Genomic DNA, 21853 nt, shown 5'->3' on the forward strand with positions numbered 1-21853 from the left:
CACTCCAGGATGGAATTCTTAAGCTCTGTAGACTGACTTGCACCGACCGTCAGTTCTCTAAACTTCAGAGGCTTAGAACTTCCCTTCATTGTGTTAGGTGTCTTTTAAACTAATATGATTCTAATCGATCCAAGTCATCATGTCAAGTCATTATTTATCATATTTATCTTTTATCTACTTTTCACTTCTTGATCTGTGGGAGTTTCATGCAAGGACGATAGTGCCTGGTGGGTGGACTTGTGCCAATCTCTTCACCAAAATCAACCCATAATTTATTGGCTGGCTTCTTAGCCTTTTCAAAAACTTCTGCTGAACAATTTCTCCAACTCTAATATCCATATTCATAAAATCATCAAAAGTAGCCAAAGTCCTAACCTCCTGCAGTTATTAAATTCATAATACCAACGTAATACTCAGTATCTACATTGCTCACTGTAAAAAGGATTCTATCCGATTAACAAAGGGCTAACCGTTTATTTAAAGTTCAGCAGAACGTTTTTCTGCTCTTAAATCCTCAACAATAGCTTTAAATGCCACTGGGAAAGGGATCACGCTTAAGTCTTGGAGCGAAACCCAACATCGCTTATCGAGATATTGAGGGACTATCCTCGAATCCAAGCGATACTCTCCAACTGCTTCTTTGAGTAAAGAAACATCAGCAGGTTTAGCTTCGAGCGGTTCGGGCAGATCAATGATGATCCAGCAGATTCTCCAGCGTCGGTGGCTGAATGTGTACCAGACCGGTCCGTGCTGTCTTAAGCCCTGCCTGAATTGTGCTTGCACCTGCTCGTCAAATGCTCGCTCAGGTACAGCCTTTTGAAAATATTCAAGCCACGCCTCATATCCAATCGTAGGAAGACTATCGTTAAAACCATCCTCCAGACTTAATTCCACTCCAGGGAACTCCCAAAGATCAGCCAGTAGCCCCTGTGAAGGGCGTTTCTGTATAAACACCTGGTCCTCCCGTCGTAGAACAAAAGTTAAGCGGGTCAACACTTGACGCTTTGCTTTTAACTTTTTCACAGGGTAGAGGTGAGCGTCGCCTTGTAGATAACCTTCGCAGACTTGGGCCAGCGGACAATTTGCACAATCTGGTTTCGTGGGGGTACAAACCATCGCCCCTAGTTCCATCAAAGCTTGATTAAAGTCTCCTGGCTGAAGAGCCGGTTGCCATACCATTAACTGGTCGTTAAAGTGACGATAGCTACGCGCCGTCTCCACCGGCTCAGACCAAGCTAAAAGGCGAGATACAACCCGCAAGACATTGCCATCGATTGCTGTAACGCTCTGCCCAAACGCAATGCTCGCGATTGCTCCTGCCGTGTATTTGCCGATACCTGGTACCAATAAAAGAGCGTTATAATCAACAGGCATTTTCCCACCTTGTTGATCAAGCAGATAATGGGCCCCTTCCCACATACGACGAGCCCTAGAATAGTATCCTAGTCCGCGCCAGACCGTCAAGACATCCTCAAGACTTGCCATCCCCAGTTGCGCTACGCCGGGAAAGCGTTGGAGAAATCGTTCATAATAGGGAATGACTGTCTTCACCTGGGTCTGCTGCAGCATGACTTCAGACACCCAAATTGCGTAAGGGTCTCCCGTCTTTCGCCAGGGCAAATCCCTTTTTTCCACTGTATACCAGGCCAAAAGAAGGGCTGAATGACTGTGTTCTCCTGTTATATCTGTCAGAACATCGTTTAATATAACCATTGCAAGTATCTCCCAGAACTCCCCTTATTCGGGGATTAATGTTTTTTAATCCTAACCACAAGAGTCTGTAAGATGCACGTAAGAATAAATTTAACTGTTATCGGAAACTTTAAGTGTGATTAAAGGAGGGAAAGATATGACCGAAAAAAATATTCTTGCCTTTTTCAAAAGCACCGAAGAAGCAAGTAACGTTGCAGATCAGATCAAGAACCTAGGTGTGACCGATATTCAAATAGATCGTTTTAGCCTATATCCCCTTGGAAGTTCGGATCGATTGGCAAACCCTGTAACGGGTGCTACACCTAGCCAAGCTACACTAACTTTAGGTGCCAATGGCGGCCAAGATACAGGGATCTTAGCTTCTTCAAATGTTTGCGCAAGCGGTATGAGTGACGGCGATCAAGATCCAATATCCGGTCGAGATATTCTTATAGCAGCTGTTGTCGATGAATCAGTTTTTGATCGTGCAATACAATTAATCAAAGATGCCGATGGTATTGTTTAATCTTTACTTTTTAATCGCTGATTTCTCATATATAAAAACAAATCAAGAGCTACCATGATCAGATTTAAAGCGTAAAGATAGACTACATTATCAAAATTATAAAAAATCTTATTTAAAATCCCAGCAACATAACCAATTAGAATTATAAATAAGAAGAAAGCACTTTTCCCATTAGTTGATTTAGATTTGTAAGATTTATAAATGGAAAACGGCCATGCCGCTCCAAAACATACTAACATAATAATTTCGAAAATGCTCATTTAACCCTCCACTTTTTAAGATGACTTATTACTTATTACTTATTACTTATAGCCATTGCCTATTAAATACAACTCTGCTTCATCAGATATCGTAATTATTCTCCTACTTGTTGATGAGTATCAGTCCAAGAACACAAAATACTACTCCAATGATTTGGTTCAGGGCGAATCCTTCTTTAAAGAATAATATGCCGATAGGAATAAGCATAATTGCAAGAATAATATTGGCTACTAAAGAGCCAACACTTATGTTCCACCCTACCCTGTAAGCTAATAAATATCCCAATTCTAGGCCAACGATCGTCACACCAAGGGCAACGCTAGTCCAATTTAGCTCGTTGAAGGATTCAAGAAATCGTTTATCCGTTTTATAAAATTGAGATGCAACTACGGTCAAAATCGCCGCAGTCAAGTAGGTTATAAGCAAAGCTGAAAAGGGATTAACATTTTGTGGTGTTGATTTCTGACACACATTATACACGATATTTGAAACAACTATAAGTACGATGGGGAATACATACATGAACATCATTTCGCCCTCATTTATTCTCTATTTAAATTCCTTACCATAAACCATAAAAAACGATAGACTAATGCCACTAGTTGTTTATTAGCAACCTTTTCCACAAGCAACCCAGAAACTCTTGATCGTTTTACAAATACTCCCTGGATTAGCCACATAGCGAATCGTTCCCCATTCTTCGGGAAACAGCTTCTTATACGATGTTAGAGAGAAACGCTCGTCGATTAGCAACACGATGCCCTGGTCTTCTTCCGTTCGAATTACTCGTCCCACTGCCTGTAATACCTTGTTTAGTCCAGGATACATATAAGCAAATTCGTATCCGTGTCCATTTCTTGACTCGTAGTAGGAACGAATAATCTCCCGTTCCATGCTAATTTGAGGCAAGCCTACTCCTACAACGATTGCTCCAGAGAGTCGATCCCCTATTAGGTCGATACCTTCACCGAAGATCCCACCCATCAGGGCAAATCCAACCAGGGTTTGAGCGGGGTTAGTAGCGAATGTTGCTAAGAACTCTTCCCGTTTCTCTTCTGCCATGCCTGAAGTTTGACAGATCACCCTAACCTGTTGGTAATGTTCTCTAAACCTCAAATAAACCTCGTCCAGATAATCATACGATGGGAAATAAACAAGATAGTTTCCCGCTTTGTGTTCAATGGCTGTGGCGATAACTTCGACGACTTGATCATAGCTGGCGGTACGCTGCTTGAACTTGGTGGAGATACGATCATTGATAAGCAAGCAAAGATTCGCTGCGGGAAATGGTGATGTCAACTTTAGTTTATAAGACGTTTCGTCTCCACCCAAAACGTTCATGAAGTATTCCATTGGGCTCAAGGTCGCCGAAAACAGTACTGCTGCCCGACCTCTTCCTAAAGCTTCTTTCAAGCGCACGGAAGGATCAAGGCAAAACAGCTTCACTCGAAAATCCTCATGAACCTGCTGCAGGTAGGTGACGTATCGTTCATCATAACTGTCCGCGGTTCTAATAAAGCTCAACGCCTGGAAATACTGTTCAACAAGTTGTTCGCGCCAAACAAAAAATTGATCATTTGTTTTAAGGAACTGTTCAACCTCTTTGACAAAGTTACGCAACGCTTGGACAAGTTTAGTTGGCGGCTCTTTTTCCACACTTTCTCCACTTCCGCTGACTTCAATGCAGCGTTTTCTCTCTTTGATCAAGGCTGAGTTAACTTTAGTCAAGCTTTTAGTCAGCCTAAGATCATCTTCTTTCGTGAGCCGTTTAAGCTTCAGCCACGACTCTTTGCCTAGCTCTGCAGAAAACATCTCCCGTGCCCGTTCAACCAAGTTGTGTGCCTCATCCACCAAAAAGGTGTACTCTCCGCCGTCGAGGAAAAATCGCCTTAAATAGACACGCGGATCAAACACATAATTATAGTCACAAATAACTACATCCGCCCAGTTCGCTAATTCTAAAGAAAATTCGAAAGGGCAAATTGAGTGCTTGTGAGCATATTCCTCGATCACCTGACGCGTCCAGGCGTCTTCTTTAAACACGTCCTCTACCGCCGCGGACGCTCGGTCGTAATACCCTTTCGCAAAAGAACATCCCTCCGGCAAGCACACCACCTCGGGGAGAAAACACAATTTCCGTTTAGCTGTTAGGGTCAGCCGCTTAATCTTTAGACCATCCTTTTGCAAATCATTTATGGCTTTCTCAGCAACCGTTCGGGTGATGGTTTTCGCCGTAAGATAAAAGATCTGAACTGTAAATCCCTCGGCCATAGCTTTAAGGGCCGGAAACAGGGTACCCATGGTTTTTCCGATCCCTGTAGGGGCCTGAGCAAATAGTTTTTGGCTCTGTTGAATCGTCTTGTAAACTGCTACAGCCAGCTCCCTTTGTCCAGGTCTGTACGTTCTGAAGGGGAATAGCATCAGGCGAATGCTAGCATCTCTCATGACCGACCACTCTTGCAGTTGGCGCGCCCACATTAGATAACGTTCAACCAAACTAAGGAAGAAATCCGACAGTTCTGCCCACGAAAATCTTTTCGAGAATCTTTTCGTTTGAGCGGTATCCAGTTGAAAATAAGTAAGCTGAATTTCCATCGTTTCTAAGCCTTCTCGTGAAGCGTACATAAAAGCATAACACTGAGCTTGGGCCCAGTGCAGGTCGCTGAATGATTCATCAATATGACTTAAATCCAGGGAAGTCGTTTTAATTTCGTCAATACATTCGCCGGACTCTTTCTTGATGACTCCGTCGGCCCGACCCTTGATTTCCAGAGTGAGATCTTCTTGAAGATAGCTATAACTCAGCATTACTTCCGGCACATACTCCGCACCACTTATTTTCTGGATATATTGATGAGCTTTGATCCCCTCTTGGGCCCGCGAGGCTCCAATCGAACCCGGTTGCAAATCTCCGTGCCTGAGAACAAATTCGACCAGATTGCGTACCGATACTTTTATAGTTGTCACTGTTCAGATCCTTCCTGAAAAAGTTCCTCTTTCATTATAACTTAATCACATTGAAGCTGTCTTCTTGTACAGGTCGGACTTGCTGAAATGATGCTTTTTAACCATTTCTTAACCGTTTCTTAACAACTTCTTAACAACTTTGTCATAAATTACGAAGATTTTTGATATTTTTGGAGAGTATAATTTATAACTGTAAAAACTTTGTGAAATGAGATGAGTTTGAGTTGAGTTTAAGCTTTACAGCTGAAGCAACTAAAGCTAAACGACTAAAAGATACTAAATGTATTCCTCACCGACTCCTATTTTTAGACCAAACCCGTGGTTTAATTATGGTTTTTATGGCGCTAGATCACGCCCTGTTTTTTTGGAGCAGTGGGCGTATGAATAATGAAGGATTACCGCTTTTGCTTAATGGTACAGTAACCTTTAATCCCCTTGGAAGTTCGAATATTATTGCTTTTCTGGTTATGTTCTTGTCCAATCTTTGCGCACCTGGTTTTCTATTTATAGCCGGTTATGTTTTAGCGTTATCCATAAAAAAGCGTGAACTGAAGGGTATTTCCAATTGGAATATTAACTATTATTTATGGCAGCGGGGAATGTTATTAATATTATTCGAACTCTTCATTGCTTCTCCGGCCTTTAATCTCCCTTTATTTATGCAAGCTAAATCGTTTTCTGTACTTACTGTAGGAACTTTTTTTTCATTTAGTGTTTTATCTACTATTGGAATCGGTTTCTTCATCCTTATATTGGGACGCCATATTTCTCCTTGGAAACTTTTCGGATTATCTGCGGTTCTCTATTTATTAACGCAATGGTTCATTCCGACTCTTACCCATAACTTCCCACTGCAAACAGCGCCAGCACAGACTTGGCAGGCTATTCTGGTTTCACCGGTTCCCTTTTCACCGCGCCTGCTTGTGAATAATAACTTTCCCGTTATTCCCTGGTTTTTTGCGATGACCCTTGGTTGGCTGTACGGACATACATATTCGGAAGAGCAAGGCATTGCTTACGAAGCAAAAAGGTTTGCCGTCTCCGGTTTAAGTAGTTTAGCTCTTTTCTTTATTTTTCGGTTCTCTAGGATAGGCGATTACCTTCTTCCAGATGGTACTTTTCTAGGATTTTTTGGACTTTCTAAATACCCTCCTAGTCCAGACTATTTTCTTCTTTATTTAGGTCTTATTTTCTTATTGCTGTTTCTATTTTTTAAGCTACCAGAAACATCAAGAATCGCTGGAATATTAGCAACCTTTGGTAGGGTTCCACTTTTCTTCTACAATACTCATCTTTGGCTTTATGCTGCTGTACCAGCAATACTCTCCAGTTTTAATGGGTATTCGCTGGCCTTTGGAGTTGTTATCTGGCTTTTAGGTTTGTTAATCCTTTATCCTCTCTGTCATTGGTATTTGAGCTGGCGAGCGACGATCAAAACTCGTTCATCGCTCAAAACCCATTCATCTAACATAGATATCCACTCAGAAAGGACTGAATAGATGATCTCTTCCATGGACTTTAAAGCCATTAAAGCTTTCGAATGGCCTAAAAAAAACTTTTTTCAATTGTGCCTGATGGCAATTGTTTTATACTTTATTTTCGCGCCATACCGTTCTTCCCATTACTCTTATCTTTTACTAGTAGTAACCTTTTGGAGATTAAAACATGATCGCCAGCCAGTTTCTTGGAAACATTTCTTATGGCTTGGGCTTCCGTTAGTAATTTTTCCGATTTTAATGTGGCAATACTTTCCACCCTTTTGGAATAAGGTTGTTTATTGGCAATTGGGTACTCAGACCCACCTGTTCGATTTGGACAACCTCTTTAGAGCCATACCTGGCAACGACGGTTGGATGTTCAGAGTGATCCAGACCCCTTGGCTGACAAGTTATTTCCGCTGGATTTATGCTAATGGATTCACGCTTCCCGTACTTATACCCATCTTCCGTTCCTTTCTAGCTAAGGATTCTCTAAAGATGATCCGTTATAGTTTATCGTCTCATATCTTACAATTCGTTTTAATTTTCCCTTTCTATCTCACGATTCACGTTAATGAAGTCTGGTATGTTCTAGGTCACCCTGATGGAATGGGTCGTAATCTTTCGGCAGCTGATGCAGCTGTGGTTGTTGTTAATTGTTTTCCTTCCATGCATACTTCGATAGCCTTCGCTATGCTCTTGCTGGCCTGGAGAGAAAAAGATCAACTATTCCGCTGGGTTTGGACACTGTTTTGTCTGTCAATCATTTATTCCACTCTTTATCTTGAAATCCATTGGATTACCGATGTTATCGCTGGAATTATCTTGGCCCTTGCTGCAGTTAGACTTGGGGACTGGATTATTGCGAATACACGGGCCCAGGTTCTCGCCTTTAGGGATCAATTCTTCCCTCAAGGCCAGACCTCCACGCGTTTAGGCAGAATTATGCAACCTAAAAGACCCTAAATACTACAGATATTTCGCTGATGTTGTTCATCACGAAAACTTTATCCAATAGTATTCAACTTCTGTCTACAGGAATGAAGAAAGTTTCGATTTGGATTAGGAACTTAATCAAAATTAGATCTTAGTAGGGAATTGACCCCCAAAAAGGGGCTGCCTTTCGTGATGTCGTAGACATCACGAAAAGGCAGCCCCTTTTTGAGGGTCTAGGATAAATGCATCCTACTTTGACTTTGTTAAGCGTGGCAAGTTCCAGAATTCCTTCTTGAGCGGAACTTCATAAGTAATCTTCGTATAAAGTTCTTTATCATAGGTTTGGCCCTTTAAAAGATCAACTAGAAAACGCTCACCATTACTTTTATTTTCAATAACGACCATACGACTAGGATTGCTCTGTGGTCTTTCCAATCTAAAATCTCCTTTGATTTTTTATTGTTATTTTAGCCATTCCTTTGTTATTCTATAAATTCAAAGCGAATTCCTGCTATTTATTCACTGTAAAGGTCTAGAAGTTTTATCCCAGAAAATGAGGTGTGATTTTTGTCACACCAAAAGATCTCCTTAATCACAACTCTATACGACGATTTGACTTAAACTAAGCTTAGTCAACTTGAGTTAAGCAAAATTTAAATAAAAATTTAGGGGGATATAAAAATGAGTATGTTTTGTTATCAATGTCAGGAAACAGCCAAAGGAACCGGTTGCACAATCAAAGGTGTATGCGGAAAAACCGAAAATGTTGCTAATTTACAAGACCTTCTGATCTACACTTTAAAAGGGATCTCCATTTATGCGGTTCAAGCGCGTGCACTGAATATTGTCCGTCCGACAATTGATAAATTCATCATGGAAAGTCTCTTTATTACGATTACAAATGCTAACTTCGATCGGAGTCGTTTTGTGGGCCGGATCCAAGAAGGTTTAATCTTACGCGAAGAACTTAAACAAGACATCCTTAAAGCCGGTGGCACAATCCCCATTAACTTACATGATGCAGCAACTTGGACAGCAACTGCAGATGAGTTCGAAAAGAAAGCAACTCTCGTTGGGATCTTGACCACGGAAAACGAAGATGTTCGTTCATTAAGACAATTACTGACCTACGGTTTAAAAGGGATTGCCGCTTACGCAGAGCATGCGTATACTCTAGCATACAAAGAAGAAGGTATCTTCGCTTTCATTGAGAAAGCCTTGGCAGCCACACTCGATGATACGCTCGCGGTCGGTGAACTCGTTGCCTTGGTCTTGGAAGCAGGAAAATATGGCGTTGATGTGATGGCACTTCTCGATAAAGCTAACACCTCTACCTATGGTAACCCTGAACTCACTAAAGTAAACATTGGGGTTAGAAACAATCCAGCTATTCTGATCAGTGGCCACGATCTGAAAGACCTTGAGGAATTGCTTATCCAAACAGAAGGTACTGGCGTGGATGTCTATACCCACGGTGAAATGCTCCCCGCCCACTACTATCCTGCTTTTAAGAAATATGATCACTTCGTCGGTAACTACGGCAACGCTTGGTATAAACAAGATAAAGAGTTTGATTCCTTTAACGGCCCGATTTTCTTGACAACCAACTGCCTTGTACCTCCTAAAGATTCCTACAAGGATCGCATTTATACAACTGGTGTTGTTGGCTTTGAAGGGGTTAAGCACATCGCTGACCGCGTAGATGGAAAGGCAAAGGATTTCTCTGAACTCATCAAACATGCCAAGAAATGCCCTGCCCCAACTGAAATTGAAACTGGCGAAATTGTCGGAGGATTTGCCCATAATCAAGTTATGGCGCTGGCTGATAAAGTCGTGGATGCTGTTAAAACTGGAGCCATTAAACGTTTCTTCGTCATGGCTGGTTGTGACGGTCGCATGAAGAGTCGTGACTACTACACTAATTTCGCCGAAGCATTGCCTAAAGACACAGTGATCCTCACGGCTGGATGTGCGAAATACAAATATAATAAACTTAACTTGGGAGACATTGGGGGTATTCCGAGAGTACTCGATGCTGGACAATGTAATGATTCCTATTCCTTAGCTGTTATCGCCCTGAAACTAAAAGAAGTTTTTGGCCTAGAGGATGTCAATCAACTTCCAATTTCCTATAACATCGCTTGGTATGAGCAAAAGGCTGTTATCGTCTTACTTGCCCTTCTTCACTTGGGCGTGAAAAATATTCACTTAGGACCGACACTTCCTGCCTTTTTATCCCCCAACGTAGTTAAAGTCTTGGTTGACAACTTCGGAATTGCTGGGGTAACTAACGTTGAAGACGATCTCAAATTGTTCATGGCCTAAGATTAATACCCCATTCTGAACAAGATCTATACCAAAAACGAAGAGAGAAGCCCTAAACATTGTGGGCTTCTCTCTTGTTTTTTGGTGGATTTATTTTAATGCTTGACTTCAATTAATCTCATCTGCTGTTGAATGATAAAAAGCTAAAACAGTGGTTATACTTTAATATCGCTGCAATTACAGGAAGCTAACTACTTCCCCAATATTGACAGATAATCCATAACTAAATGAAGAGGTGTTTTTAATGTTTACAGACAAGGTTTTAACTTGCAGAGACTGTGGTCGGGAATTTATTTTCTCGGCGTCAGAACAGGATTTCTTCGCTGAAAAGGGGTTTACCAATGAACCTGGAAGATGCCCTGAATGTCGCGCGGCTAAGAAAGCCCAAAACCGACCTTCTGGCGGAGGATATAATAACTACCGTACAGAGCGCCAAATGTATCCAGCCGTCTGCGCTGAATGCGGCAAAGAAACGACAGTACCTTTCCAGCCATCAGGTGATAAACCTGTGTATTGCCGAGAATGCTTCCATCCTACTCCGCGCAACAATTGGTAAGCTTTCTTGAAGAAAACCTCATCGGTCACTTCCGGTGGGGTTTTCCATTTACCCTAACCCTTCACTTAATCCTACGCAACTTTGTTTGCCTCTCAGGTTTTGACAAAGGATACGATTTGGGTATTTTGGTTTTCCTTCTTCCCTCTGATCTAAGACGCCGTTTTCCCGACCAATAGCCAAATAATACTATAATCACCAAAGCAATAATTATCGGCAAATAGCTCATATGCACACACCCTTCTAAACCGTACAAGAGGATTCGAATTCTTGCAAATGCCTTTTAACGACCTTTGCCAAAGCAAATCTTACGTTTGTATTCAAACTATCATTCCCAGCAATATATTGTCAACGCTAACTGAAGAGTCTCGTTTCTCATAATCTAGCTTTGAGCTTCAGCCTCTTGGATATACTTCCTTAATTTAACTCGATTAAATATAGGCCAATTCCGTAGAATAGTAACTGAAACATATCTCTGAGCGTAAAGGAGACAATAAATGAAACGAAGTAAAGTATTTTTCACAATCATTCTGGCAACCATTCTAATTTTGATAGCTTCCCCCACCCTAATTAATGCCCAAACTCAATTTAACCGTACCAATGTACCAGCGAAGATCTCCATTACCACTTCTGCAGCCAATGTAAGATCGGGCCCAGGTACAAATTTCTTTAAAGTTGGTTTAGTATACCGGGGTCAGATTATTGAGTGTCTTGGTAAACTTGGAACATGGTGGGTTGTTCATTTGCCAAATGATGTCGTGGGCTTAATCTCCGGAGATCTGGCCAAAGCCTACTATCCAGCAGCCGCTCCAGCTCCGACTCCCACTCCAACGCCGGCTCCGTCACCAAGTCCTACCCCTTCACAGGTCCAACTTACGACTGATCAGCAACATATGCTTGACCTGATCAATCAAGAACGTTCTAAAGCAGGTGTGGTACAATTAAAAATCGACCCTCAGTTGCAAAAGATGGCTCAAACAAAATCGGATGAGATGGTCGCAAAGTCATATTTCAGCCACACTTCACCTACTTATGGTTCCCCCTTTGACATGATGAAAACATTTGGGATTAAATATACTTCAGCGGGCGAGAATATAGCCGGAAATTCATCGGTCGATGCGGCACATACAGCTCTAATGAATGACCCTCCTCACAAAGAGAATATCCTAAATTCTTCTTTCAACTACATTGGTATTGGGATTACTACCAGCCCTGCTTACGGGAAAATATTCGTGCAAGACTTTATTGGACGATAGGGGCAATTAGAAACAAGGCTTGAATTTATTATATTCAGCCTTGTTTCTACCTTTCAACTTTATAAAGAAATAGAGGCTACATGCGTTTTTTGCATAAATAGCTTCTATTTTTAATCACAATAACCCTTATCCCGTAATTTTGTTATATGTTCTTTTAAAATAGCTTCCAAATCTATACCATATTGCTCTTCCAGGACAAACATCATTGTCACAGCTGTCTGAGCTACATCTACTAATTCGCGGGCCACCATCTGCATGGCTTCTTCTTCTTCCAGGCGTTGTCGTTCCCCACTCAGTCCTCTAAGCTTACCTATAGCTTGAGCTAACTCTCCGGATTCTTCCATAATCTTCAGTGCTGTACTTTCCAAGGAAGGACTTAAGCGGTTCAAGCGAGGAAGTGTCACGGTCTTGGAAACGTGCTGGTCCTCGCCTAATTTATTTTTTGGATTCATTTTTCCTATTCCCCCTGATTTTATGATTATCCATGAATTACTAAATTTTAAGTAATTATAGCATTCCTGTAGCGAGATCGCACTAAAACCCTGTCAGCGACTCAATTCCAGCTAAACGCGTAAAGAAAACTTGACTGGCGCCCACACACACGAAGACACTGTCTTCGCACGTATTAGCCTTCTTAGCTTTGCGAAGGTGACTGCGCCTTAGTTACACTGCTATTAACGCGGTCAAGAATGACGGGTATCGCTACAGTCACGGCTCGAACAAGACGTTCGAGATTAGAGTATCACCATAGATGGTTGTTGCCGTATGACAAGGCACCATGCTGACGAGAAAAAACCGCTGGCCATGAACGTCCTATAAAGTTATGCTTTCTGCCTAGTATAAAAGCAGGGCTGAAAGCAGTGCCTTCAGCCCGTCAGGTTGCGTCGAATTCCCATCACTCTACTAACTCCAACCATTTCAAGAATAATAGTTTTCTAAGCTTAATTCCAATTTTCCCGTGATATCCTTCTTTAATTTTAAGCCTTGGAGAATAAAAGATCTTAATTCCATCTTTTTCTATAACTTCAAATCTGTCTTGTTCCTCAGCAGGGGGCTCTCCGATAGAGATTTTTGGCACGTAACTACCTGTTACGTTTTCGGTCGAACAAGCTCATCCCCCTAAGGCTGGCTGAATTTTCATGTCAATTATCATCGAACCCGATTTGAGCTTGATATATTGCCTTGCATCTTCATCAATTATAAACACAATTATACCTCCCACCAGTCACGGAAATCATCGGTATATAACTCTATAATGATTTCTCATTATGATTTTTGCATACCTAAAAATACTTTTTCAGACGTAATGGGTAAATGATTTATTTTAACCCCCACAGCATTATAAACTGCATGGACAATGGCTGGCGATGGGGTATTCGCCACCACTTCCCCAATGGATTTAGCCCCGAAAGGACCTGTGGGCTCAAAGCTCTCTTCAAACGCTATCCGAACTTTACCGATATCCTTGCGACAGGGAATTTTATACTGCATGAAGGAGTTGGTCGCCATTTTACCTAATTCGTCATATCTTACCTCTTCATAGAGGGCCATTCCAATTCCTTGGGCAATCCCACCTTCAGCTTGCATCCTTGCTAGGTTCGGGTTAATCACGGTCCCACAATCTACAACCGCAACATAATCGATCAACTCCACTTTTCCTGTTTCTTGATCGACTTCCACCTCTGCAAAGCCGGCTACATACGGTGGGGGTGAAACTTCACTTCCATGGGTCGCATAGCCCACCAATTGAAGTTTCCCTGCGCCTAGGATGGTAAGTTCAGCTAGTTTGGCAAGACCAATCTCTTGCTCTCCGCTGACCGAGCGGACAGCCAGTCCATTCATTTCGGCGTCTTCTGGAGAAACCCCTAGAAACTTCGCTCCCTGCTCCAGTATTTTTTTCTTTAATTCCGTTGCAGCTTTGATGGTCGCTGTGCCTGCAACATAGGTGGTACTGGAGGCGTAGGACCCTGGATCAAAGGGGGATGTATCGGTATCCCCTGCACTAACAATAATATTCTCCATCGGGATTTCAAGAATCTCAGCGGCCATCTGGCTGAGAATGGTATCACATCCCGTCCCCATGTCCGTTGCACCCGTGAGGAGAGTGACATTACCATCATCGTTTAATCTAATTTCAATCGATGCCGTACCGATATTGGCAATCCCCGAGCCCTGCATGGTGACCGCCATTCCTACAGCTCTAACTTTATTTTGACCTATTTCTCGAGATGGGAATTTGTCCTGCCAGCCTATCAGCTCTTTGCCTTTTCTGATACACCGATCTAGGGACGTGCTGCCCAGTAAAACACCTTGTCCGGTCAGGAAGGTTTCCCCTTCTTTACTGATATTCTTTAACCGAACCTCCGTTGGATCCAACCCTAATTGTTCCGCCAAACTATTAACGGTCGATTCCAAGGCGAAGGTTCCCTGAGTTGCTCCATACCCTCTAAAAGCCCCTGCGGGCATTTTATTGGTGTACACAGCATTTCCGGTAATTCGAACAGCCCGCGTTTTATTGTAAAGCGGCAGAGTATAATGGCCCACACAACTTAAGACAGTGGCGGCATGTTCGCCGTACGCTCCTGTATCCGATAAAACCTCCATATCGATCGCTCTAATTAGGCCTTCTCGATCTGCTCCCAGCTTAACCTTCAATCTCATGGCATGACGGCTGGTTGTGCAGCTAAAGGTTTCCTTTCTATCATACGTGATAATCGCTGGTTTCCCTGTCTTCAAAGTAACTATAGCCGTGAAGACCTCTACTGAACCAGTTTGCTTCCCTCCAAAGCCACCACCGATTCTCGGCTTCATCACCCTGATCTTGCTCGCGGGGATCTGCAATGCTCTTGCTAACTGTCTTCTGATATGAAACGGGATCTGAGTTGAGCTGACCACTACCAGCCTCCCTGTATGATCCAGGTACGTGTAAGCACGGTACGTTTCCATCATGGCATGCGACTGAGCTTGGGGATAATAGACACCCTCGACCACTACGTCACAACGCTTAAATTCTTCCTCGACATCTCCCACTTCTTCTGTAAACGAGGAAGCAACATTCTTTTCCTTTTGTAACCCAATGTCAAAGTTACAAGATAAATCTTCTTCAGGATGAACGACCGTGGAATGTCCCACGGCCTGTTCGAAATCTAAAACAGGTTCTAACACTTCATAATCCACTTTGATTCTCTTCAGAGCCTGAAACGCTGTCTTCTCATCCACTGCTGCGACAATGGCCACTTCGTCTCCAACATAGCGTACCATTTCATCAAGAATCAAACGATCATAGGGCGAGGGCTCGGGATAAGATTGTCCCGCTAAGGTAAATCGTCCGGCTGGAACATCCTTAAAGGTGATAATGCATTCTACGCCCTCCATCTTCTCTGCTCGGGATATATCAATCGAATTAATCTTAGCAAAGGCATGCGGGCTTCTTAAAATTTTCACCACTAAAGCATTGGGTGTTGCTAGATCTTGGGTATATACCGGTTTTCCTGTGGCGATAGCCATTCCATCGATTTTACGAATGCTTTGACCGACACTTTTCATCCTTCTACCACCCCCAGATAGGTCTTAACAGCTCTTAGCTGTCCCATATAGCCCGTACAGCGACACAAATTGCCTGTAAGATAGTGGATAATTTCATTTTCTGAAGGATTAACCAATTCGTTTTTCATAGCCAACACGTTCATAATAAAGCCCGGACTGCAAAAACCACACTGCTCAGCGCCTTCCGCAGTGAGTATTCGAGCAAATTCCTCTGCCTCCTTAGGAACACCTTCAATCGTTGTGATTTTTTTACCATGAACTCTTAAGGAAAGGATCGAACACGACAACACTGACTTATCATCAACCCAGACCGTGCAAAGTCCGCAACAGCTTGTTTCACAAGCCTTCTTAACACTCAGGAATCCGTGGGATCTTAAGGTATCCGCTAGGAATTCGTCCTTTTCTACATCCCAGGTCACCAATTTATCGTTAATTGTCACTTTGATTTGCATGTAGTACCTCCATTATTCCCCTCTTGACGAGCACCTGACAGAGAGCCTTGCGATACTCCGATGTCCCTCTCGCATTCGTCCCAAAGGATAACTCTTCTGCTGCCCTCTGCGCCGCACCCTCGATCTCTTCAACACTAAGTTTACCCTTTGATAAAGCTGCAGAAGCTCTTACCGCTATAGCCGCTTTACTTGGCCTGGCACCTACGACGATTGTCCATTGATCATCCAGCTTGGAAACTGCGACATTTATGACTGCATAATCGCTAGCTGATTTCCTTAAATTCAGGTATGCTGCTTTGCGGTTGTTTTTCTTAACCCATACTTTCACTAAAATGTCTTTCTCATGGGGCTTGTTTAGAAAGTCTACTAAGAGCATTCTCCCCCCCTTATATAACTCAACTTCAGTGTCTAAAGCTAATAAGGCCGTGATTAAATCGGAAAACCCGTATTTAGAATAAACCGAAGCACCCACGGTAACGCCGTTTCTAAATTGCACTCCGATAATATTATGAACTGATTTAGGAAGCACCCCATTAAAATACTCTCTTAACTGGGTGTGAGTTTCAATCTCTCTTAAGCTTGTCATGGCTCCAATTTCAATAAAACCAGCCTGCTCCCTAATATAGCTTAGATTCAGGTTAGTCAGGTCAATAGCTGTACCAATTCGTTTTGAACCCATTTTTAAGAAAGCACAGCCCCCAAGAATTGTATTATTTCGTTTATCAGACAGAATCTGATAAGCTTCTGCTAGGTTGTCGGGTTGAACTAAATCCACTAATGTAAACACCCTAACCCCTCCTTACATATATACTCCAGCAATATCGCGCTAAAAACGAAAAACCAAGCGGACAGCCTTCACCTCAAATGAGTGAGAGAAACCTGCCCGCCTGGATTTCAGTCCTTTCGGGGTAATCCAAAAACGAAGTAAAGACTTACTCAAAAAGCCTTTGGATCTGTACCACTTGACTCTTAATCTTAGGTACACTTTCGCTCATAGTCGGACCATTTACGGCAGTCCGGTAGAAACTTGCAGACCTTATCTCTGCTACTATATGAACATTAATTTATTTATTCTATCGTGTTTTCATTTTACAAGAAGTTACGACATAGGTCAACACTTTTTCGAACGTTTTCTGCTATTATGACGAAATCGTTCGAAGTCCCAACGAGTTTAGGAGTGCTTATCATTTTTGTTAATTAATGTATAGAGTATCTCCAGTCCTGAAATTATTTTTTCTATATCCTCTTCACTGGCCTCCTTAAGGATGTCAGCAAAATATTTGTTCATTAACTCTTTCAGAACATTATTTTTTTCAAATTCTGGCGATAACGAAAGCCGCACAATGCGCCGATTATTTTCTGGAATTTCTCTGATGATTACCCCCTGCCCAACTAGCCGATCCACAATCCCCGAAACGGTACTTTTAGACAGACCCAAATAATCACTTAGTTCATTCAAGGTTGAAAAAGGGTTCTTGTGCAGTCCATAAATCAGTCCGATTTGAGGACCGGTAAAGCCATATTGCCTGGATTTTTCACACATCTGATTCCTGTAGATTTTATGAATAGATTTAAAAAGGAATATAACTCGTTCAGAAGGATTACTCCATAAATCCTGCAAGTCTAGTTTCTGATTCATGTGTTACCTTCTCTCCTACTAATCTCTCTAACTCTCGTTTCTTAGTCGTTTTCTTACTGCTCATCATTAGAACTAAGATAACGCCAACCAAAATCGCAGGTACTGTTGACGCAATGGCATAACCGATGGCATCCAGATAGGCCTGACCATAAAGCATTCTCCCAATTGTTGATAAGGCCGACCCGTGAGCATTCCCCTGGGATAAGCCAGATTTCATAAAAACCCCCTGTAGCACGGTGGTGATATAACTCGACGTATGATTGAACGGAGTTATCTGTTCAGTGAATCTGGCATAGTTAATATTAGACTTATTGGATATTTCTGAGGTGATAAAGGTTATTGCTAGAGCTTGAATGATACATCGGACGGTGCTGGACAGTGCCGTTCCATTTCCGTACAGATGTCTGGGTATGGCATTCATTCCAGCCGTAGCTACTGGCATCATTGAAAATCCCAGTCCAATTCCCCTAATTGTAGAAATCAACGTGATAGTCGTTGCTGGCGTATCCATGGTAAACAGCGACATTTGGTAGGTTGTTGCGGCGACTAACAAGAGTCCCGGAACCGTTACCACCTTTGCCCCAAACTTGTCAAAAAGAGTGCCACTAATCGGCATCATGAACGCGGAAGCAAGTGCCGAGGGAAAAAGTATTAAGCCTGTTTCCATTGCTGTGTATCCTCTTAAATTTTGCAAAAACAAGGGCAAGACATATATGCCGCTCATCATAGCCAGCATCGTTACACCTGTAGAAACCTGACTGAGCGAAAAGTCATATATTTTAAACAACCGTAAATCCAGTAAAGGGGCGGGATGCATCAATTCGTTAACGGTGAATATGAGGAGACTAAAACATCCTAAGGCAAGAATTAGCGGAAATTTAATATCTCCCCAGTCAATAGAACTACCTTCGCCGAGGACATACAAAAGGCTGACGATTCCTACAATGACCGAAAAAAATCCAATGTAATCAAAATTACCTTTATAGGGCTTAAGCGTTGTCTCCTTCAGTAAAAGACCCGCAAAGAAAATACCTACGACGCCTATTGGAACATTAACATAAAAAATAAAGCGCCAATCCATATATTGGATAATGTAGCCACCTAATGTAGGTCCGATGGCGGGGGCAGACATTGACGCTATACCCCAAAAGCCCAAGGCCTTACCACGTTCACTGATCGAAAATATCTGCATAATGTAGGACATTCCGACAGGCATAATAGCACCGCCGCCCACTGCTTGTAAAACTCGGAAGACGACCATAGCATTATTACTCCAAGCAAAGCCGCACAAAAAAGAACCTAAAGTAAAAATTGCCAAGGCACCTATGAATAGCTTCTTAATCCCAAACGTATCACTTAGGAACCCTGTAATAGGGATAATTGCTCCCATTGCCAAAGTATATCCAGTTAAAATCCACTTTGCGGAATCCAAATCTGCTCCGAAAACATTCATCATCTTGGGAAGAGCGATATTTACGATACTGCTGTCCAGCATAACCATAAATGTACCTATCACAACAACAAACAAGGCAGACCACTTATAGGCATCGTCACCTGCACTTTCTTGAATGTTATGTTGTTCAGTCATATTCATTTCTCCTCATCACTTTATGTGAATATCGACGATGGCATTCGTCCCTGGCAGCAAGGTATTATCGCTTTTATCAAACTCGATTTTCACAGGTATTTTCTGAACTACTTTGGTAAATGTTGCACTTGTTGAAGAAGGAAGTAAAGCAAAGGTAGAATTTGATGCTTGACCTACGTATTTTACTTTGCCAGCGAATTTCTTATTGCCAAATTGGTCAATGGTGATATCTACTTTTTGGCCCTGCCTTACACTTCCCAGTTTTGTTTCTTCAATATTAGCCGTGATATACAGCTTATTAGGATCGATCAGCATCGCAACGGTTTGTCCCGGGGAAATAACCTCGCCAACCGTTCCTTGCTTTTTTATAACAATACCACTGATAGGCGCCCTGAAAACGGATTGGTCTATATTCGTTTCCTCAGGATTACTCATTCCCTGGCGACCTAGGATCTGGTCTTTAATAACAGCATCTCCCTCTTCAATATTTAATTCCAAAAGCTTGCCGGAAATCTGCGGACCCACACTTACTAGGTCACCCATCACTTTTGCATCCTCTGTTGAGACGAAATACGTATTTTCGTACCAATAATACGCTCCAATAGCTGCGAACGCAGCTACCATCATGGCAAGGATTATATAGATTATCTTTTTACGTTTTTCGATCATTTGATCTCACCTACCCTTATTTTTTAAGTCCTATTTCTGCCAGCATTCCAGATTTCAAGACTGAATCTGGATTATTTAATTTGATTTTCACCAAAACTGTTCTGCTGCGAGAATCAATTACAGGATCGACAGCAGAGACTTCCCCTAGAAATTCTTTATCCGGAACTTCTGATACTTTCACGACAACTGCCTGTCCAGCTTTCACACTGCCAATAAGTCCTGCCGGTAGAGAGGCATTGATGTATATGGAATCAAGATTTACGACTGAAACCAGATTTGCTCCAGGAGTAGCCAATTCTCCGACATTGATATTTTTTTCACTAACAGTTCCAGAAACAGGAGAGATGATTGTTCCATAGGCAAGTTGAGCTTTTGCCAGGTCCAACGCTGCTTGGGCCTGTTTAACCTGGGCTTGCAATACATTTAATGATTCTTGGGTTTCTCCTTTAGTTAAGATATCCAATTGGTTTTGTGCCGAGTCGTACTGAGCCTGCGCCCCAGCCAACTGCGTCTGAGATGCTTCAAATTGCGATTGTGATATTCCACCAGCAGCCAGAAGTTGTTGGTTTCGATCAAAATTAGATTTGGTATTTTGATAACTTGTTTTCGCGCTGTCTAAAGCAGCCTGAGCTTGGGCTATCTGCTCAGGTCGCGCTCCTGTCTGCGCCTTAACCAAATTGGCTTGAGCGGTATTAACTCCCGCTTGAGCCTGAGCTACCTGCGCTTCAATATCTTTCGTGTCCAGCGTAATAATTGGGTCACCCTTTTTCACAGCAGAACCTACTTCGATAGGGATAGTAGTTACTTTGGCTGGAATCTTAGTCGTAATTACAGCTTTTTCATTGGCGTCAATAATTCCCGCCATCACAAAGACCGGCTTACTCGCTTGAACATTGGCAGTTGCTTGCGCCTCTGTTTGGCCTGCCGTACTGCAGCCTGTAAGCCCCACAACCATTGTTAAAATAATGACAGCAATTCTTTTCATTACAATCCCCCTTGTGTTTGCTCGATAACCGTTCGTACACGTACAATTATAAAGTATGGTTAAATTTACATCGAAATTTATACTCTGTCAATACCTTAATTCAAGGTTTGTTCCATTCAGTTAAGCTTCTCAATCTAAAAGCACAAATTGTGGAACCAGACAAATTATATGCACCATATAATAAGATCATATATTGGTATTTAATGAAAAATATAGAAATATTGCAGTAAGCATTATTTAGGAGTGATTAATATGAATGGTTGGAATCAAGGAAATAAATGGAGCACAGGGGGCAAAGCGAACCATTGGGATCGTTGGGACCATAAGGGCCATTGGGATCGTTGGGACCACCACGACCGTTGGGACCATCGAAACCATGCAGACCACTGGCCTCGGGATCATCGGCGCCCCAGATGGCGCCCTGATGGAGGAAATCATCATAACTAACCCTCGTACAGAAGTCTTATGATCACGAGAGCCCTCAGCAATGCCGAGGGCTCTCTACTAAATCAAAAACTTTACATTCCTTAAACTCGTTCAAGGGGTGGTTAAAATTTAATCAATTTAGTGACTGAAGGTAATTAATCAGATACTGCCTGCAAAGTCTGCTGCATCTTGACATATTCAGCTTCCGCCTCATCTTCATCAATAAACCAACGAAACCCCTTTTCCGGCGACTCACTGTTAAATGTATGAATCAAACCACCGGTTAAAGCCCCCTTGCCCCAGGCCACAAAAAATTGAGCGGGAGAATTAACCGGATTAACCCCCGAACCAAAATAGATAGGTATCCCGTTAACCTCAGTGTGCTCAAAGACATTAGCCTTGGTCGTTCCACACGGATTATCCATCGTCCATCTTCCTTCCGCGCTAATCTTCCGATGGCTAGCCACCACTGAGTTCTCCCTATTTTAGTGGTTGCTTCTCGCCATCATGATTCTTTGACTACCAGAAAAACTCCACTTAGAATTAATATCGCT

Annotated in this window: 23 protein-coding genes and 1 riboswitch; of the genes, 7 read left to right on the forward strand and 16 right to left on the reverse strand. The window is 42.4% G+C overall.

Annotated features, from left to right (window positions below):
- Positions 1-204 precede the first annotated feature (204 nt).
- Positions 205-366, reverse strand: coding sequence for a csaA domain protein (locus DOT_RS28780; RefSeq protein WP_009620583.1), 162 nt, complete (start codon positions 364-366; stop codon positions 205-207).
- A gap of 111 nt (positions 367-477) precedes the next feature.
- Positions 478-1713 (reverse strand): A/G-specific adenine glycosylase, encoded by a 1236-nt coding sequence (gene mutY, locus DOT_RS15445; RefSeq protein ID WP_009620585.1) that lies wholly within the window; start codon positions 1711-1713, stop codon positions 478-480.
- A 136-nt stretch (positions 1714-1849) separates the two neighbouring features.
- Here mutY and DOT_RS15450 point away from each other — a divergent pair, with 136 nt between their 5' ends.
- On the forward strand, positions 1850-2218 hold the full coding sequence (locus DOT_RS15450) for a hypothetical protein (RefSeq protein WP_009620587.1): 369 nt from the start codon (positions 1850-1852) through the stop codon (positions 2216-2218).
- Here the strand turns inward: DOT_RS15450 and DOT_RS15455 are convergent.
- The 3 genes from DOT_RS15455 to DOT_RS15465 all read right to left on the reverse strand — a co-directional run bounded on the left by DOT_RS15455 (position 2215) and on the right by DOT_RS15465 (position 5446).
- Positions 2215-2478, reverse strand: a complete 264-nt coding sequence (locus DOT_RS15455; protein ID WP_009620589.1) for a PQ-loop domain-containing transporter — start codon at positions 2476-2478, stop codon at positions 2215-2217. The genes DOT_RS15450 and DOT_RS15455 overlap by 4 nt on opposite strands.
- A 103-nt stretch (positions 2479-2581) precedes the next feature.
- A complete protein-coding gene (locus DOT_RS15460) occupies positions 2582-3007 on the reverse strand; it encodes an EamA family transporter (RefSeq protein ID WP_009620591.1) in 426 nt (141 codons plus the stop codon).
- An 81-nt stretch (positions 3008-3088) separates the two neighbouring features.
- Entirely contained in the window at positions 3089-5446 is a 2358-nt protein-coding gene (locus tag DOT_RS15465; RefSeq protein WP_009620593.1) for an ATP-dependent DNA helicase, read from the reverse strand.
- A 224-nt stretch (positions 5447-5670) separates the two neighbouring features.
- Between DOT_RS15465 and DOT_RS15470 the strand changes: the two genes are divergently transcribed.
- Both DOT_RS15470 and DOT_RS15475 read left to right on the forward strand, forming a co-directional pair.
- Positions 5671-6945: a heparan-alpha-glucosaminide N-acetyltransferase domain-containing protein gene (locus tag DOT_RS15470; protein ID WP_009620595.1), complete on the forward strand. Its 1275-nt coding sequence runs from the start codon at positions 5671-5673 to the stop codon at positions 6943-6945.
- A gap of 237 nt (positions 6946-7182) precedes the next feature.
- Positions 7183-7890, forward strand: a complete 708-nt coding sequence (locus DOT_RS15475) for a phosphatase PAP2 family protein (RefSeq protein ID WP_242833851.1) — start codon at positions 7183-7185, stop codon at positions 7888-7890.
- Positions 7891-8109: 219 nt separating this feature from the next.
- Here DOT_RS15475 and DOT_RS15480 read toward each other — a convergent pair whose 3' ends face one another.
- Positions 8110-8295 (reverse strand): hypothetical protein, encoded by a 186-nt coding sequence (locus DOT_RS15480; protein ID WP_009620598.1) that lies wholly within the window; start codon positions 8293-8295, stop codon positions 8110-8112.
- A 246-nt stretch (positions 8296-8541) separates the two neighbouring features.
- Here DOT_RS15480 and hcp point away from each other — a divergent pair, with 246 nt between their 5' ends.
- From hcp to DOT_RS15495, 3 genes are all read left to right on the forward strand, one after another.
- Positions 8542-10185 (forward strand): hydroxylamine reductase, encoded by a 1644-nt coding sequence (gene hcp / locus DOT_RS15485; protein ID WP_009620600.1) that lies wholly within the window; start codon positions 8542-8544, stop codon positions 10183-10185.
- Between the two features lie 244 nt (positions 10186-10429).
- Complete coding sequence (locus DOT_RS15490) at positions 10430-10741, forward strand: zinc-ribbon domain containing protein (RefSeq protein ID WP_009620602.1); 312 nt, start codon at positions 10430-10432, stop codon at positions 10739-10741.
- A gap of 494 nt (positions 10742-11235) precedes the next feature.
- Positions 11236-11994, forward strand: coding sequence for a CAP domain-containing protein (locus DOT_RS15495; protein ID WP_009620605.1), 759 nt, complete (start codon positions 11236-11238; stop codon positions 11992-11994).
- 110 nt (positions 11995-12104) lie between these two features.
- Here DOT_RS15495 and DOT_RS15500 read toward each other — a convergent pair whose 3' ends face one another.
- The 9 genes from DOT_RS15500 to DOT_RS15540 all read right to left on the reverse strand — a co-directional run bounded on the left by DOT_RS15500 (position 12105) and on the right by DOT_RS15540 (position 20873).
- A complete protein-coding gene (locus DOT_RS15500) occupies positions 12105-12446 on the reverse strand; it encodes a MazG-like family protein (RefSeq protein ID WP_009620607.1) in 342 nt (113 codons plus the stop codon).
- Positions 12447-12889: 443 nt separating this feature from the next.
- Complete coding sequence (locus DOT_RS32730) at positions 12890-13201, reverse strand: CC/Se motif family (seleno)protein (protein WP_331470852.1); 312 nt, start codon at positions 13199-13201, stop codon at positions 12890-12892.
- 59 nt (positions 13202-13260) lie between these two features.
- Positions 13261-15540 (reverse strand): molybdopterin cofactor-binding domain-containing protein, encoded by a 2280-nt coding sequence (locus tag DOT_RS15510; RefSeq protein ID WP_009620611.1) that lies wholly within the window; start codon positions 15538-15540, stop codon positions 13261-13263.
- Positions 15537-15992 carry a 2Fe-2S iron-sulfur cluster-binding protein gene (locus DOT_RS15515; RefSeq protein WP_009620613.1) on the reverse strand — a complete coding sequence of 152 codons (456 nt, stop codon included), beginning with the start codon at positions 15990-15992 and terminating at the stop codon, positions 15537-15539. The genes DOT_RS15510 and DOT_RS15515 overlap by 4 nt, the downstream gene beginning before the upstream one ends.
- Positions 15970-16779 carry an FAD binding domain-containing protein gene (locus DOT_RS15520; protein ID WP_009620614.1) on the reverse strand — a complete coding sequence of 270 codons (810 nt, stop codon included), beginning with the start codon at positions 16777-16779 and terminating at the stop codon, positions 15970-15972. The genes DOT_RS15515 and DOT_RS15520 overlap by 23 nt, the downstream gene beginning before the upstream one ends.
- 187 nt (positions 16780-16966) lie before the next feature.
- Positions 16967-17068: riboswitch (purine riboswitch) on the reverse strand.
- A gap of 95 nt (positions 17069-17163) precedes the next feature.
- Positions 17164-17631, reverse strand: coding sequence for a MarR family transcriptional regulator (locus DOT_RS15525; protein ID WP_040412384.1), 468 nt, complete (start codon positions 17629-17631; stop codon positions 17164-17166).
- Complete coding sequence (locus DOT_RS15530) at positions 17594-19219, reverse strand: DHA2 family efflux MFS transporter permease subunit (protein ID WP_009620618.1); 1626 nt, start codon at positions 19217-19219, stop codon at positions 17594-17596. The genes DOT_RS15525 and DOT_RS15530 overlap by 38 nt, the downstream gene beginning before the upstream one ends.
- A gap of 15 nt (positions 19220-19234) precedes the next feature.
- The gene (locus DOT_RS15535; RefSeq protein WP_009620620.1) at positions 19235-19888 is read right to left on the reverse strand and encodes an HlyD family efflux transporter periplasmic adaptor subunit; all 654 of its coding nucleotides are present in this window, start codon (positions 19886-19888) and stop codon (positions 19235-19237) included.
- 16 nt (positions 19889-19904) lie between these two features.
- Positions 19905-20873 carry an efflux RND transporter periplasmic adaptor subunit gene (locus DOT_RS15540; protein WP_009620622.1) on the reverse strand — a complete coding sequence of 323 codons (969 nt, stop codon included), beginning with the start codon at positions 20871-20873 and terminating at the stop codon, positions 19905-19907.
- 256 nt (positions 20874-21129) lie between these two features.
- On the opposite strand from DOT_RS15540, the gene DOT_RS15545 reads away from it, so the two are divergent.
- Positions 21130-21342: a hypothetical protein gene (locus DOT_RS15545; RefSeq protein WP_009620624.1), complete on the forward strand. Its 213-nt coding sequence runs from the start codon at positions 21130-21132 to the stop codon at positions 21340-21342.
- 112 nt (positions 21343-21454) lie between these two features.
- Here DOT_RS15545 and DOT_RS15550 read toward each other — a convergent pair whose 3' ends face one another.
- The gene (locus DOT_RS15550) at positions 21455-21724 is read right to left on the reverse strand and encodes a hypothetical protein (protein WP_009620626.1); all 270 of its coding nucleotides are present in this window, start codon (positions 21722-21724) and stop codon (positions 21455-21457) included.
- Positions 21725-21853: the final 129 nt, after the last annotated feature.

This window comes from Desulfosporosinus sp. OT (assembly GCF_000224515.1).
Taxonomy (GTDB): domain Bacteria; phylum Bacillota; class Desulfitobacteriia; order Desulfitobacteriales; family Desulfitobacteriaceae; genus Desulfosporosinus.